This is a genomic window from Microbacterium testaceum (assembly GCF_001476285.1).
Classification (GTDB): domain Bacteria; phylum Actinomycetota; class Actinomycetes; order Actinomycetales; family Microbacteriaceae; genus Microbacterium; species Microbacterium testaceum_B.
This window is the reverse complement of sequence record NZ_LDRU01000058.1, coordinates 42,087-55,462: the sequence shown is the minus strand read 5'-3', so window position 1 is coordinate 55,462 and position 13,376 is coordinate 42,087. Positions and strand designations below refer to the sequence as shown.

Annotated in this window: 10 protein-coding genes; 4 read left to right on the top strand and 6 right to left on the bottom strand. The window is 74.4% G+C overall.

Annotated elements, in window-relative coordinates:
* Positions 1-643: 643 nt before the first annotated feature.
* The 6 genes from NS283_RS10595 to NS283_RS10570 all read right to left on the bottom strand — a co-directional run bounded on the left by NS283_RS10595 (position 644) and on the right by NS283_RS10570 (position 6,289).
* Positions 644-1,051, bottom strand: coding sequence for an NUDIX hydrolase (locus tag NS283_RS10595; protein WP_058596831.1), 408 nt, complete (start codon positions 1,049-1,051; stop codon positions 644-646).
* Positions 1,052-1,310: 259 nt separating this feature from the next.
* On the bottom strand, positions 1,311-2,645 hold the full coding sequence (locus tag NS283_RS10590; RefSeq protein ID WP_058596830.1) for an FtsX-like permease family protein: 1,335 nt from the start codon (positions 2,643-2,645) through the stop codon (positions 1,311-1,313).
* The gene (locus NS283_RS10585) at positions 2,642-3,346 is read right to left on the bottom strand and encodes an ABC transporter ATP-binding protein (RefSeq protein ID WP_058596829.1); all 705 of its coding nucleotides are present in this window, start codon (positions 3,344-3,346) and stop codon (positions 2,642-2,644) included. The genes NS283_RS10590 and NS283_RS10585 overlap by 4 nt, the downstream gene beginning before the upstream one ends.
* Before the next feature lie 78 nt (positions 3,347-3,424).
* A complete protein-coding gene (locus NS283_RS10580; RefSeq protein WP_193752668.1) occupies positions 3,425-4,222 on the bottom strand; it encodes an ABC transporter ATP-binding protein in 798 nt (265 codons plus the stop codon).
* Complete coding sequence (locus NS283_RS10575; protein ID WP_058596828.1) at positions 4,215-5,186, bottom strand: ABC transporter substrate-binding protein; 972 nt, start codon at positions 5,184-5,186, stop codon at positions 4,215-4,217. Before NS283_RS10575 ends, NS283_RS10580 begins: the two co-directional genes overlap by 8 nt.
* A 23-nt stretch (positions 5,187-5,209) precedes the next feature.
* A complete protein-coding gene (locus NS283_RS10570) occupies positions 5,210-6,289 on the bottom strand; it encodes a FecCD family ABC transporter permease (RefSeq protein WP_058596827.1) in 1,080 nt (359 codons plus the stop codon).
* Between the two features lie 37 nt (positions 6,290-6,326).
* On the opposite strand from NS283_RS10570, the gene NS283_RS10565 reads away from it, so the two are divergent.
* From NS283_RS10565 to NS283_RS10550, 4 genes are all read left to right on the top strand, one after another.
* A complete protein-coding gene (locus NS283_RS10565) occupies positions 6,327-8,024 on the top strand; it encodes an ATP-binding cassette domain-containing protein (protein ID WP_058596826.1) in 1,698 nt (565 codons plus the stop codon).
* Entirely contained in the window at positions 8,021-9,778 is a 1,758-nt protein-coding gene (locus NS283_RS10560) for an ATP-binding cassette domain-containing protein (RefSeq protein ID WP_058596825.1), read from the top strand. The genes NS283_RS10565 and NS283_RS10560 overlap by 4 nt, the downstream gene beginning before the upstream one ends.
* A 192-nt stretch (positions 9,779-9,970) precedes the next feature.
* Positions 9,971-12,181: a YcaO-like family protein gene (locus tag NS283_RS10555; protein ID WP_058596824.1), complete on the top strand. Its 2,211-nt coding sequence runs from the start codon at positions 9,971-9,973 to the stop codon at positions 12,179-12,181.
* The gene (locus NS283_RS10550; protein WP_058596823.1) at positions 12,174-13,370 is read left to right on the top strand and encodes a YcaO-like family protein; all 1,197 of its coding nucleotides are present in this window, start codon (positions 12,174-12,176) and stop codon (positions 13,368-13,370) included. Before NS283_RS10555 ends, NS283_RS10550 begins: the two co-directional genes overlap by 8 nt.
* The last annotated feature ends 6 nt before the right edge of the window (positions 13,371-13,376 follow it).

Sequence of the window (13,376 nt, the reverse complement as noted above, 5' to 3'; positions counted from 1 at the left end):
GTGGCATCCTGTGCCGTCGTGCGGAGTCCGTGGGCGACGCGCCGTGTGGGGGCCGTGAGTGGCGGCGTGTCGGGCCTGGAGTCCGCCTGACGGTACGCGGGCGTGCGGCCCCGGTGCCGGTGGCATCCTGTGCCGTCGTGCGGAGTTCGTCGGCGACACGCCGTGTGGGGGCCGTGAGTGGCGGCGTGTCGGGCCTGGAGTCCGCCTGAGGGTACGTGGGCGTGTGGGCCGGAGGTCGCGGTGCGCAGGTCCTTGAGGGTGTCGCCGGGGCCGTGGCATCCTGTGCCGTCGTGCGGAGTTCGTGGGCGACGCGCCGTGTGGGGGGCGTGGGTGGCGGTGTGTGGGTGTGGAGTCCGCGTGAGGGTACGCGGGGCGGTACCGCCGGGGCCGTGGCATCCTGTGCCGTCGTGCGGAGTTCGTGGGCGACACGCCGTGTGGTGGGGATGGGTGGCGGCGTGTCGGGCCTGGACTCCGCCTGACGGTACGCGGTCCGGGGCGGCCGGTGCCGGTGGCATCCTGTGCCGTCGTGCGGAGTTCGTGGGCGACGCGCCGTGTGGTGGCCGTGGGCGGCGGCGTGTTGGGCCTCGACTCCGCCTGACGGCCCGGGCCCGGGCCCGTCCGCCCGGCAGGAACTCCCGGCCCGTCACTCCGGCAGGAAGAACTCCCGGGCCAGCGGGGCGATCTCGATTCCGGATGCCGTCGCGGCGGTGACCCAGCGAAGTTCCACGATCTCGGCATCCAGGACCGGCTCCTGGTCGCCGATGTCGACACGGAACACGTCGGCGACCACCTCGAAGCCGGGTTCGTTCGCGGCCACGGCGGCGAATTCGCCGAGCGGCTCGAGGGCGGCGGGATCGACGTCGAGACGGATTTCCTCGGCGAGCTCGCGGGCCAAAGTCTCCGCCGCCGTTTCGCCCGGCTCGGGCTTGCCGCCGGGCTGCATGAACGCGGTGGTCCCAGCCTTGCGCACGAGCAGCAGGCGGCCCGCGGCATCGGTGATGACCGCGGCCGAAACGCGGATTCGGCGGGGTTCCGTGGCATCCTGTCGCACCCCCGCACGCTAACACCCGCGCGGGGCCGCCCCGTAACAGCGTCGAGTGTCCAGGACACGCCGCAACCGCTTGGGCAGAAACGGCGTGTCTCGGACACTCATCAGGGGTGGCGCGGGCCGTTCGCGGCACGCGACCCCGGCCCGCAGAGGGTTGAGTGTCCCAGACACCCGGACGAGTGCCCCCATCCATCCGGGTGTCCGGGACACTCAACCCTCTTCGCGGGCGGTGCCGCCCCGGATCCGGCACCGCCCGCCCGCCTCACACCGTGCCGCGGCGGATGCCCGTCACGATCGGACGCGTCGACGCGAGGGCCGCGGCGACCAGCGCGAAGCCCGCGACGAAGGTCACGGCGATCGTGGCGACCGACAACGGGGCCGTCACGAGGCCGATCCCCACGATCGGGAACGACAGCGCCCCGCCCAGGGCGGCGCCGCCCACCGCTGCCCAGCGCAGGGGCACCATGACCGTGAGCCGGCGGGCGCGGCGGAGTTCGGCATCCGGGATGCCGAGCCTGTCCAGGCCCACGATTAGGTCGCGCTCCTCGAGCGCCGACGCCGCCTGCGTGACCCCCACCGCGCACGCGAGGAGGACGAAGGCGATCCCGAGCGTCAGGAGCACGCCGGTGCGGATGTCGGTCAGGAGCGTCACGCCCTCGGCACCCTCGGCCGCGTTGACGACGGCCAGGCCGCACCCGGCGACTACCGCGATGAACGACACGATCGCCATGCCCGACACCCGGCGCCACGACGGCCCCGCGTGCGCCGCGAGTTCACGACCCGCGACGAGCTGCGCCGCGCTCTTCGCGGTGCGGGCCATGGCGCGGCCGCGGGCGGCGATGATCGGGGCGCCCACGAGGTTGAGCAGGGCCATGCCTCCCACGAACAGCCCGAGCAGCACGCCCGTGGCGAGGGCAGGCCCGACGAGGCTGCCGACGACACTGAAGTTCGCGACCGCAAGGCCCACCGCCACGAGCAGGACGAGCCCCACGATGAGCACCGCGCGACGCGACGGCGGCGCGGCGCTGCGCGTGCGCACACCCAGAGGGGTCACGCTGACCTTGCGCAGGCTCGCGGCGGCGCTGATCGCGGCGATGACGACCACGCCCACCAGCACGCCCGCCCCCAGGAGAGGGGTGATCGCGACGGCCGCGACCCCGACCGGCCCGCCGAAGAACGGGAGCAGGCCGACGAGGGGCAGCAGCGCGGCGTACAGCGCCACGCCCGCGACGGCGCCCGCGGCGGCGACGAGCGTGGCCTCGAGCACGGTGAGGGCCCAGATCTCGCGTCCGCTCGCGCCCAGCAGACGCAGCGTCGCGAGACGGTCGTTGCGGCGGCGGCTCGACAGGCGCGCGGCCGCCGCTCCGAGCGTCACGAGCGGGACGGCCAGCAGCAGCACGGCGAGCGAGGCCAGGATGCCGTAGACCCCCGCGCCGTCCTGCGTTCGAGGATCCACGAGGAACATGTGCGCGCCACCGGCGACGGTGAGCAGCAGAGCCGTGGTCACCGCGAAGGCGACCGCGGGGAGGACGAGCGCCGCGCGACCCTGGCGGCTGGGCCGCGACAGCAGACGGGCCAGGGGGAGGACGGTGCTCATCGCAGGACCCCCGCGGTGTCGTCGACGACCTGGCCGTCGCGCAGGCGCACGATGCGCGAGCAGCGGCGGGCGACCTCGGCGTCGTGCGTGACCATGACGAGCGTCCGGCCTTGGCCGGTGGTGGCGTGCAGGAGCGCGCTCAGCACGTCGGTCGAGGTGGCCGAATCCAGGGCACCGGTGGGCTCGTCGGCGAAGACGACCGGTGCCCCGGTCACCTGCGCGCGGGCGATCGCGACGCGTTGCGCCTGCCCGCCCGAGAGCTGACCGATGCGGCGGGACTCCATTCCCGCGAGCCCCAGGGCGGCGAGCCAGCCGGCGGCGTGGCGCTCGGCATCCGGTCTCCTCATCCCGGTGAGCAGCAGCGGCAGGGCCGCGTTCTCGACGGCGGTCAGCTCGGGCAGCAGCAGGTGCTCCTGGAAGACGAAGCCCAGGAGCGTGCGGCGGACGCGCGCGCGTTCTCCCTCGGTGAGACCGACGAGCTCGATCGGCTGAGCGCCCGGGGGCGAGAGGACGACGGAGCCGGAGTCGGGCGCGATCACGGCGGCGAGGGTGTGCAGCAGGGTGGTCTTGCCCGACCCCGACGCCCCCATGACGGCGACGGACTCGCCGGCGCGGATGGTCAGGGACACGGAGTCGAGCGCCGACAGCTCGCCGTAACGCTTGACGAGCCCGGTGGCGGTGAGGACGGGAGAAGAGGTCATGCCTCCATCCCAGCCGCGCGGGATTGTGGTGTCGTCCGCCCCGGAGCGTATCCGCATCCGCCGCGAGAGGGATCGTGGCTACCCCACGAGGATGCGGGCGCGTCCGCCGACGTGCACGGCCGTGACGGGCACCCCGTACACCTCCGACACGCGCGTGGCCGACAGGGCTGCCTCGGGCTCCCCGTCGGCGAGGACCCGCCCGTGCTGCAGGAGCAGGACGCGCGTGCAGTACGCCGCTGCGAGGTCGAGGTCGTGCAGGGTCAGCACAGCGGTGGCGCCGGTGTCGCGCAGGTGAGCGAGCAGCGCGTGCTGGTGTCGGAGGTCGAGATGGTTCGTGGGTTCGTCGAGCAGCACCGCTTCGGCGTCCTGCGCGAAGGCACGGGCGAGCAGCACGCGGCGCCGCTCCCCGCCCGACAGGGCGTCGAGCGTGCGGTCGAGCAGCCCCGTGAGCTCCCACCGCTCCGCGACCTCGGCGATGACGGCGTGATCGTCGCCGTCGTAGCGGTGCCAGTCGCCGCGGCCCGCCGACCGTCCCAGAAGGAGCACATCGCGCGCGCGATACGGCAGGTCGGTGTGCTCGTCCTGGGCGACGAAGGCGAGGTGTCGCGCGCGCTCCCGCTCCCGCAGTCGGTGCAGGTCGCGCCCGTGCAGGCGAACCCGCCCGCCGGCCGGGCGGCTGAGCCCGGCCAGCGCGCGCAGCAGCGACGTCTTCCCCGCGCCGTTGGGGCCGACGACAGCGACGCGTTCGCCACGGCGCAGGGTGAACGAGAGGTCCTCGATCACCCTGCGCCGTCCGTGCGCGACGACGACGTCCTCGGCCTCCAGCAGGGCTGGTCCGTCCGCCACGGGGCCGTCCGCCACGGGGCCGTCAGTCACGTGTCCCCGAGGCGATGGCCTCGAGGCCGGCGACGGCCGCCGGCGACGGGCTCGACGTGTCGGCGCCCACCATGACGATACGACCGGCCTTGACGGCATCCAGTTCTCCGATCCCGGGCTCGGCGAGCAGCTTCTCGCGCGCCTGCTCCGCGGTCTCGCCGTACAGGCCGTGCGTGAGGACGATCCAGGTCGGCTGCGCGGCGAGGAGGCTCTCGGTCGAGACCGTGAGGTACGCGTCGCTCTGGTCGCCGTAGACGTTGTCGAGCCCGGCGGCGGTGAGGACGGCCGCCGGAAGACCCGCTCCGCCGTAGGCCGAGATCGGGTCCTCCGACGAGAAGTAGTAGACCCAGGCGGCCGAGTCGCCCGTCGCGGGACGCGTGGCGGCGGTGATCCGCGCGTCGAGAGCGTCGGCGGCGGCGTCGGCGGTGTCGCTCGTGCCGAAGACCGTGCCCAGGCGCCGCACGTCGTCGGTGACGGTGTGCAGGTCCACCGCCTCGCTGTCGGTGCTGGCGTCGTGTCCGCACTCGCCCTGCACCGTCAGGATCGGGATCCCCGCAGCCTTCACCTGCGCCGGGTCTGCTGAGAAGAGCCCGTAACCGAACACCAGGTCGGGGGTGGCGCCCACGATGGTCTCCGTCGTGGGATCGGCGGGGTCGATGATGAGGTCGTCCGAGGGTGGGTCGGTGATCGAGTCCGACAGGGCCGCTCCGAACTCGGCCGTTCGGGCCGTGATCGAGCTGCTGGCCCCCGCGGCGTCGAGCAGCTCGACCGCGGCGGTGCCGACGGTGAGCACCCGTTCGGGGCGCGCGTCGATCTGTACGTCCGTCCCGCAATCCGTGACGGTGACGGGGTACGCACCGGCGGCGCCGGACGACGCCGGCGCGGCGGCTGAGGACGAGCAGCCGGCGAGGAGCGCGGCTCCGGACAGGACGAGGGCGGTGGCGAGGATGGGGCGCGAACGCATCGGGTTCCTTTCGGGTGGGGCTGTCACGCGTCGCGGCTGCGACGGGCGATCAGCAGGAGGAGCAGGGGAGTGCCGAGCAGGGCGGTCAGGATGCCGAGGGGGATCTCGCGCGGAGCGAGCACGGTGCGCGCAAGGGTGTCCGCGGCGACGAGGAGGATGCCGCCGAGCAGCGCGCTCGTCGGCAGGAGCACACGGTGCGTGGCGCCCACGAGCCCGCGGGCGAGGTGGGGGACGACCAGGCCGACGAAACCGATGGACCCGCTGACCGCCACCGCGGCCGCGATCGCGACGGCGGTGACGACGGCCACGTTGCGACGGAGCCGGTCGGGGTCGCTCCCGAGGCTCCGGGCGACGTCGTCACCCAGTCCGATGGCGTCCAGCCGGCGGCCCCACACCGTCAGGACGCCGACGGCGGCGACGAGGGCGAGCGCGACGAGCGGGAGGTCGGCCCACGAAGCCTGGCCGAGCGACCCCAGCATCCAGAACGTGATCGCTCGGATCGCGTCGCGGTTGTCGGAGAGGACGACGATGAGATTCGTGACGGCCGACAGCGCGTAGCCGACGGCGAGTCCGGCGAGCACCAGCCGACCCGATCCGAGACGCCGGCGGGGCCCGACGAGCACCAGCACGATCGCGAGCGCGAGCAGCGCCCCGACGAACGCGCCTCCCGAGGTCGAGAGCGCGCCCGCGAAGGCTCCGATTCCGAGGGCGATCACGGCGGCCGCGCCGAGCGAGGCGCCGGAGGTGATGCCGAGCAGGTAGGGGTCGGCGAGGTCGTTGCGCACGACCGCCTGCAGGGCCGCGCCGCTGGCGGCGAGGATGGCGCCGACGCAGAACCCGAGCAGCACGCGCGGGGCGCGCAGCTGCCCGACGACGGTGTCGGCCAGGCGCGCGGCATCCGTGGTCCCCGTCGTGCCGGTGAGAGTGCGCCAGGTCGCGTCGACGACGTCCGCGGGGGTGAGCGCGACCTGGCCGGCAGCGATACCGAGCACGACGACCACGGGCACGGCCGCGCACAGGAGCACGATCGCGGCGGCGGCCCGCCGGCGGGGCCACGGCACCGTCGGCGACTTGACGTCGTCGGCGCGCTCTTCTACGGTCATGGCCTAATGATAACCATTCTCAATAAGGTTCCCTGACATGACCCATCTCCGTCTTCTCTGCCTGTGGCGCGGTCACGCGGGGGCGCTTCTCGCGCTCGTCGCCGTCGGCGTGGCGATCTCCGCCACGTGGGCGGTCCAGGCGGTGCTGCTGTCACAGCTGTTCGCGGGCCTGCTCGGCGGGCGCTCCCTCGTCGACGCCTCGCTGGCCCCGATGCTGGTCGCCGTCGCCGCGGTGCTGCTCGTACGGCCCGCACTGACCCTGGTGCGGGCCGTGATCGCACACCGGACGATGGATGCCGTCAAACGCGATCTGCGCGAGCACGCCGTCGCCGCGCTGATCCACCGCACCGCCCGGACGCCGGGCGAGGGGCGAAGCGGCGCGGATCAGGCGACGGTGACGGACGGTGTCGAGAATCTCGACGCCTACCTCTCGGCCTACGTGCCGCAACTGGCGGTGACCGGCGTCGTCTTCGTCGCCGTGGGCACGGGCCTCGTGCTGGTCGACCCCCTCATCGGGGTCGTCGCGATCGCCGCGGCGGCGCTCCTGCCTCTGGTCCCGCGTCTGTGGGATCGCGTTCTCGCCGCGCGCGGCGGAGATCACTGGGACGCCTACCAGCACCTGCACGCCGAGTTCGTCGACTCGATGCACGGGATGACCACCCTCGTGGCGTTCGGCGAGGAGGAACGTCGCGAACGCGAGCTCGCCGCGGCCTCCGACACCCTCCTGCGGCGGACGCTTCGCCAGCTCAGCGTGTCGCTCGTGGAATCGGGTCTCTCGCAGTTCGCACTGCTCGCGGTTCCGGCTCTGGTGCTCGTCCTGGTCGCCGTGCGCGGGGGAGAGCTGAGCCCGTTCGAGATGTTCGTCGCGGTGTTGCTGTCGATCGAGCTCGTGCGGCCCCTGCGCGAGCTCGCCGCCGCCTGGCACGCGGGCTACCTCGGGACCTTCTCCGGCCCCCTCGTCCTCGACCTCGTCGAGGCCGATCGTGGACGCCGGGATCCGGAGGCCGTCGCCCGCGCCGAGGTCGCGCTGCCGCTCGAGGTCACGGGCCTGCGGCTGCGGCATCCGAACTCCCCGTCCCCGGTCGTCGACGACGCATCCTTCCGGGTGGATGCCGGACTCACCGCTGTCGTCGGACCCACGGGGGCGGGCAAGTCGTCGATCGCGGCCGCGCTGGCGGGACTGCTCGAGCCCGAGGCCGGCACGATCTCGCTCGGCGGACGGGCGATGGGCGCCGACGAGCTGCGCGCGCGAGTGGGCCTCGTCGCCCAGGACCCGGCGCTGTTCACGGCCGACGTGCGCGCGGAGATCCTTCTGGGCGCTCCGGCCGACGCGGAAGCCGCCGAGGACGTCGCCGCGCGTGCGGGGGTCGCTCTCGATACGCCCCTCGGCGACGGGGGAGCGGTGCTCTCGGGCGGGCAGCGCCAGCGCGTCGCGATCGCGCGCGGAGACATGCAGCACCGGCGCGTGCTGGTGCTCGACGAGGCCACCTCGGCTCTCGACCCCGCGGCTGAGGCCCGGGTGATCGCGGCACTGCGCGCGGCTCATCCCGACGACGCGCTCATCGCGGTCACGCACCGTCTGGCGGTGGCCGAGAGCGCCGACCGGGTCCTCGTCGTCGAGCGCGGACGCATCAGCGAGACCGGCACGCCCGGGGAGCTGCGCGAGCGCGCCGGCGCCTATGCCGCGTTGCTCGCGGCAGAGGGGCGCGTCGCCGTGTCGGGAGGTCGGGCGTGAACGTTCTAAGGCCCCTCGGCCTCCTGGTCCCGTACCTGCGGCGACGGCGTGGCCTGTTCTTCGGCGTGTTCGCGGTCGTCACCGTCGGCATGCTCGCCTCCGTCGCGGTGTCGGTGCTCTCGGTCTCGGCGGCGTCCGCGCTCGCGGTGGAGGCGGGGGCACCCGCCCTCGTCCTCGCGGTCGTCGCGGCGGTCGTGGCCGCGGGTCTGGCCGCGTGGGGCGAGCAGTGGTTCGCGCACGTCCTCGCCTACCGGGTGATCGACGCCCTCCGCATCGACGTCCACCGCGCGATCGCGGGTCTCGCTCCGGTGGGCTTGGCTCGCCGCCGTTCGGGCGACACGGTGGCGGCGGCGATGGGCGATGTGGAGTCGTTGGAGTGGTTCGCCGCGCACACGGTGGCCCAGGTCTCGGCGGGCGCCCTCGCCTGCCTCGTGATCGACGTCACCGCCGTCGTGCTCCTCGGGCCGCTGTGGCTTCTCCTCCTCCCCGCGCAGGCGCTCCTCGTGGCCGTGCCCCTGCTGCTCGCGGGCCGCGCGGCAGAGCAGGGCCGGACCTTGCGGGCGGCACTCGCGCGCCTGTCGGCCCGGGTCCTCGCGGCGCGATCCAGTGCGCGCGACGTCGTGCTGCTCGGCCGGGTCGGGGTCGAGGCCCGTGCGGTGGCCGACGAGACGAGTGCCGTCCAGCGCGCGCGGCGGGGGCTCTCGCTGCGCGCGGGGCTGGAGCAGGCACTGACCGATGCCCTGACCGTCGTCTTGCTGCTCACCACGCTGCTTCTCGCTTCGGCGGCCGTCTCGGCGGGAATGGATGCCACGCTCGCACCGTCGCTCGTGGTGCTCGCCGCGGCTGCGCTGTCGCCGGCCGCGATCGCCGCGGGCGCTCTCGGGCGCATCGGCGAGACGGCGGAGGCGGCCCGTCGTGTCGCCGCAGTGCTGCGGGCCCCGGGGGTGCGACCCGTCGACCCGGTGGGCGGACGGGCGCCTTCGACGCCGCGCCCCGGCGCGATCGCGGCGCGGGGCCTGCGCGCCGTCTACCCCGAAGGGGAGACCGCCGCGCTCGATGGTGTCGACCTCGACATCGCCCCGGGCGAGCACGTCGCGGTGGTGGGCGCGAGCGGCGCGGGCAAGACGACCCTGGCTCTCGCCCTCGCCCGCCTCCTCGCCGTCGACGGCGACCTCTCGGTCGACGGCGCGGACTGCGCGAGCGAATCGGGTGCCGAGACGCGCCGGAGGCTCGTGCTCCTACCCCAGCAGCCGCACGTCTTCCGGGCCACGGTCCGCGAGAACCTCCTGGCTCCGGATGCCGCTGACGAGGCCGTCTGGGCCGCGCTGGAGCGCGCGCGCCTCGCCGCGCACGTGCGCGCCCTTCCCGACGGCATCGACACCCTGCTCGCCGAGCGCGGGACGACGTGGTCCGGCGGGGAGCGGCAGCGCCTGGGGCTCGCTCGCGCTCTCCTGCGCGACCCGTCCGTCCTGGTCCTCGATGAACCGACCGCGAGCCTCGACACCCGCACGGAGGCGGAGTTCCTCGCCGCGCTCACCGCCGCGCGCGCGGGACGCACCACCGTGGCCATCACCCACCGCCCCACCCTCATGCGCGCGATGGACCGCGTGGTCTTCGTCGAAAGCGGACGTGTCGTCGACACGGGCCCGCACGACGAGCTGGTCGCGCGATCGGCCCGGTATCGCGCGGTCGTCGAAGGCGCCGACACGTCCCCCGAAGCCCTGTCCGAAACCCCCGACCTCGAGAGGAGGTGATGTCCATGTCGCAGATCACGATCGTCGCCGTCGAGGAGCAGCGCGCCGCCGAAACGGTGCTCGCTCCCAATTCCAACCACCACGGTCACGTGGCGACCTCGTTCGCCTGGTCCTGACCTCTCCGCGCGCGGGCTCGGCTTCGGCCGGGCCCGCGCGTGCCCGCTTCCACCCGCTCTCGTGAGGAGACCCCCGATGACGCCCACCCCGCTCGTGCTCGACGCCCGCCCCGCGCGCACCGGTGTCGAGATCCGTCCGCTCGACGAGCGCCGCAGCCTCGTCACCGTCGGTGAGCAGCACCACATCGTCGACGTTCCCGCCGCCGTCGTGCAGGTCCTCCTCTGGGCGTGGCACGAGAGGCGCGACGATCTGATCGACGTCGAGTTCGCCGAGGCAGCCGCTGCCCTGCGGCCGCTGCTCGCCGCCGCCGCGGTCTCTTCGCCGGCCGTGATCGCCCCGGCCCCGCGACCCGACGCGGGTCCCGCGGTCCGCGCCGTGCTCGCCGGCGACGATGACGTGGTCGCCGCCGCCCGAGCGCGGTTGCGCGCCGATGACGACGTGCTCCCCGCGCCGGTCGGCCCGCCGCGCACCGTCGCGACGACGGCCTTCTCGGCCGACCGCCTCCTCGTCGTCGCCCTGCGCGGCGGCCGCGAGCGCGAGTTCATCGACCTGGACCGCATCTGCCACGACCTCCGCGTGCCGTGGCTGGCCGTCGAGCTCTCCCGCGGTCGGCTGTGGGTCGGCCCCCTCGTCACGCCGGGGGTCGGGGCGTCGTACGAAGACGCAGCAGCCCGCCGTCTGGCATCCGCCCGCAACGCCACCGTCCACCGGGCGCTGCGGAGTCCGGCCGTCGGTGGGGATCAGGGGCCGGATGCCGCGGACCTGCCCGATCTGCTCGACGCGATGTGGGAACTGGTCGCCGTCGCCGCGGAGACGGTCGCGCGCGAGGGGCTCACCGAGGCGCCGGGCGACCTCCTGCACGAGCTGTGGCTGGAGGACGGGAAGGTGCGCCACGTGTCGCACCCCGTGCTCCCGCTGCCGCACCGGCGCACGCGACACCGCCGGCACACCGCGCTCGATCTCGTCGACGAGCGCGCCGGCGTCATCACCCGCGTCCGGGACGTCCGCCACCACGCACGGGTTCCCGCCGGTCTCGTCACTCGCCAGGCCGACGTCGCCGACATCCGTGCGGTGACGTCGTGGGCCAACAACGTGCTGTGCCAGGGGTCGGCGTTCGACGACGCGGCATCCGCCCAGGCGGCCGCGGTCGGGGAGTCGGTGGAGCGGTACTGCGGCAACATCCTCGACACCCTGCCCGTGCGGCACGGCTCCTTCGCGCAGCTGCGTCGGGCGGGCGTGCCCGCGCTCGATCCCCGCCGGCTCGTCCTCTACAGTGACGCGCAGTACGCCGCCCCCGGATTCCCCTTCGTCCCTCTGGATGCCGACCTCCCCGTGCACTGGGTGCCGGGACGCTCTGCGGTGACCGGCCGCGAGATCTGGGTGCCGGCATCCCTCGTCTACGTCAACTGGTATTCGGCCGACGTGGCCGCCGCGCCGCCGACGAACTTCTGCGCCTTCGCGGGCATCGCCGCCGGTCCCAGCGAGGAGTTCGCGGTCACGAGCGCGATCGAAGAGGTCGTCGAGCGTCACGCGACGATGGTGTGGTGGCTGAACGCGCAGCCCCTGCCCCGCGTCGAGGGGGTGAGCGCCCCCGCGGTCGCCGAGCGCTCGCGGGTGTCGTTCGTGCAGCTCGACAACGAGTTCGCCGTCCCGGTGGCGGCCGCGATCCTGCACGATGACGACGATCAGCTGGTGAACGTCGGGTTCTCCGCGCGCCCCGACTTCGCCTCTGCGGCGTCCAAGGCCCTGACCGAGGCGTACACCCTGCAGGAGGGCTCGCGCGATCTGCTGCACGCCGACGGCCTGCACTGGCGCGTCATGACGGAGGGCGAGCTCAACGGCCGCGCGTTCAAACCCTGGCGCGCCGACCGTCGTTACCTCGACGACTTCCGTCCCGACATGCACGACTGCGATGACCTCATGGTCCAGCAGCAGGTGTACCTCGATCCCCGCGCCGGAAAGCGCATGGAGCGTCTCCTGCGCCCCGCTTCCGGGAGATCGATCGACAGCGTGCCGCGGATGCCGGAGCGCTCCCGCGTCGCGATGATCGCCGCCCTCGAACGCGCCGACGTCGAGCCCATCGTGGTCGACATCACGACCCCCGACATCCGCAGCGCCGGGCTCACGGTCGTGCGCGTCGTCGCCCCGGGCGCGATCGGCAACGCGCCCGCGGCGTTCCCCTTCCTCGGTCACGGACGCGTCCAGCGCATCGCGGTCGAGCTGGGCTGGCGCGAGACCCCCCTCCCGGAGGACGAGATCAACCTCTTCCCGCTGCCGCATGCCTGAGCCGGCGCTGACCGCCCGGCCGGTGCGGGTCCGGCATCCCGCCCCGTTCCCCTCGGCTTTCCAGCACCTCCAGGTCGCGATGCCCGGAGCACCCGGTGTCGACGCGCACGCGGTCGTCGTCGACCTCGCCCCCGAGGCCGATCCCGACGCGATCGACGCCGCCGTCCGCCGCCACTGGTGGTCGGCCGATCACGGACAGCTCGAGGTCCGTCGCGCCTCGGCCCGCGACCTCGCCGCCGAGGGTGCGCCCGTGCTCCGCGCATCGGATCTCGGCTGGGCCGATCCGACCGAGCGCGCGATGCCGGGCTTCCCACTCGCGCCCGACGACGACCTCGTCGAACGCCGGTGGGTGCGCGCGCGCCGCGGGAGCGTGGAGGGATGGATGCCGTACACCGCCGCCGTGGCCCGTCCCGGTGACGCACGGCCCGACGAGCCGCTCACGCACCCACCGCTGTTGGGCGGCTTCGGCGCGGGGGCCGACCCCGACGATGCGCGGGTCCAGGCGGGGAGGACGGTCGTCGTCGAGGACGCGCTGTGGTGCTGGTGGACGGGCCTCGCGCCCGCGGCATCCCTCGATCCGGTCGCGCGGGTGCGGGAGCTGTGGGCCGACGCCGACGTCGAGCTGACCCTCCGCCGCCTCGATCGCGGGGTACTCGGCCCGGTCACGCTGGCCGCGGTCGACGACGGGCGCATTCTGACCGTCGGCGGCGGATACGGACTCGACGCGTCCGGTCAGCGCGCCGCGATCGCCCGGGCGCTGTGGCAGCTCGTCTTGGCCCGGTCGCTCGACGACCCGGGCTCCGACCTGCACGCGCTCGGGGTGCCGGGTGTCGTCCCCCACCGCCCGGACCGCCGCTACGCCCCCGCCGACCCGCGCGCACGCCGACGCCTGCTCGACCCTCTCGCGCACGTGCAGCTCGCCCTCGACCCGCGCGTGCGGACCGCCCTGCGCGGACGCCTCGACGACCTCCGCCCGGGTCCTCCCGCGGTGAGCGTCGCCGCCGAGACCTGGACGGTCGACCTCGCCCCCGACGGCCGCGTCGTGAGGGTGCTCCGCCCCGACGCGATCCCCCTGCCGCTGGCGGCGTTCCGGCTCGATCCCGCGTCGGTCGAGGCGGCCGCACGCCGCCCCGGGGCGAACTCCGTGACGGCGGCGGCCACCGCGCAGACCCCGTACCCGGGATGGTGAGCCGGG

Excerpts from the sequence above, each read along its gene's own strand:
- NS283_RS10590 (WP_058596830.1), bottom strand. The coding sequence starts at position 2,645 with ATGAGCACCGTCCTCCCCCTGGCCCGTCTGCTGTCGCGGCCCAGCCGC.
- NS283_RS10585 (WP_058596829.1), bottom strand. The coding sequence starts at position 3,346 with ATGACCTCTTCTCCCGTCCTCACCGCCACCGGGCTCGTCAAGCGTTAC.
- NS283_RS10575 (WP_058596828.1), bottom strand. The coding sequence starts at position 5,186 with ATGCGTTCGCGCCCCATCCTCGCCACCGCCCTCGTCCTGTCCGGAGCC.
- NS283_RS10570 (WP_058596827.1), bottom strand. The coding sequence starts at position 6,289 with ATGACCGTAGAAGAGCGCGCCGACGACGTCAAGTCGCCGACGGTGCCG.
- NS283_RS10565 (WP_058596826.1), top strand. The coding sequence starts at position 6,327 with ATGACCCATCTCCGTCTTCTCTGCCTGTGGCGCGGTCACGCGGGGGCG.
- NS283_RS10555 (WP_058596824.1), top strand. The coding sequence starts at position 9,971 with ATGACGCCCACCCCGCTCGTGCTCGACGCCCGCCCCGCGCGCACCGGT.
- NS283_RS10550 (WP_058596823.1), top strand. The coding sequence starts at position 12,174 with ATGCCTGAGCCGGCGCTGACCGCCCGGCCGGTGCGGGTCCGGCATCCC.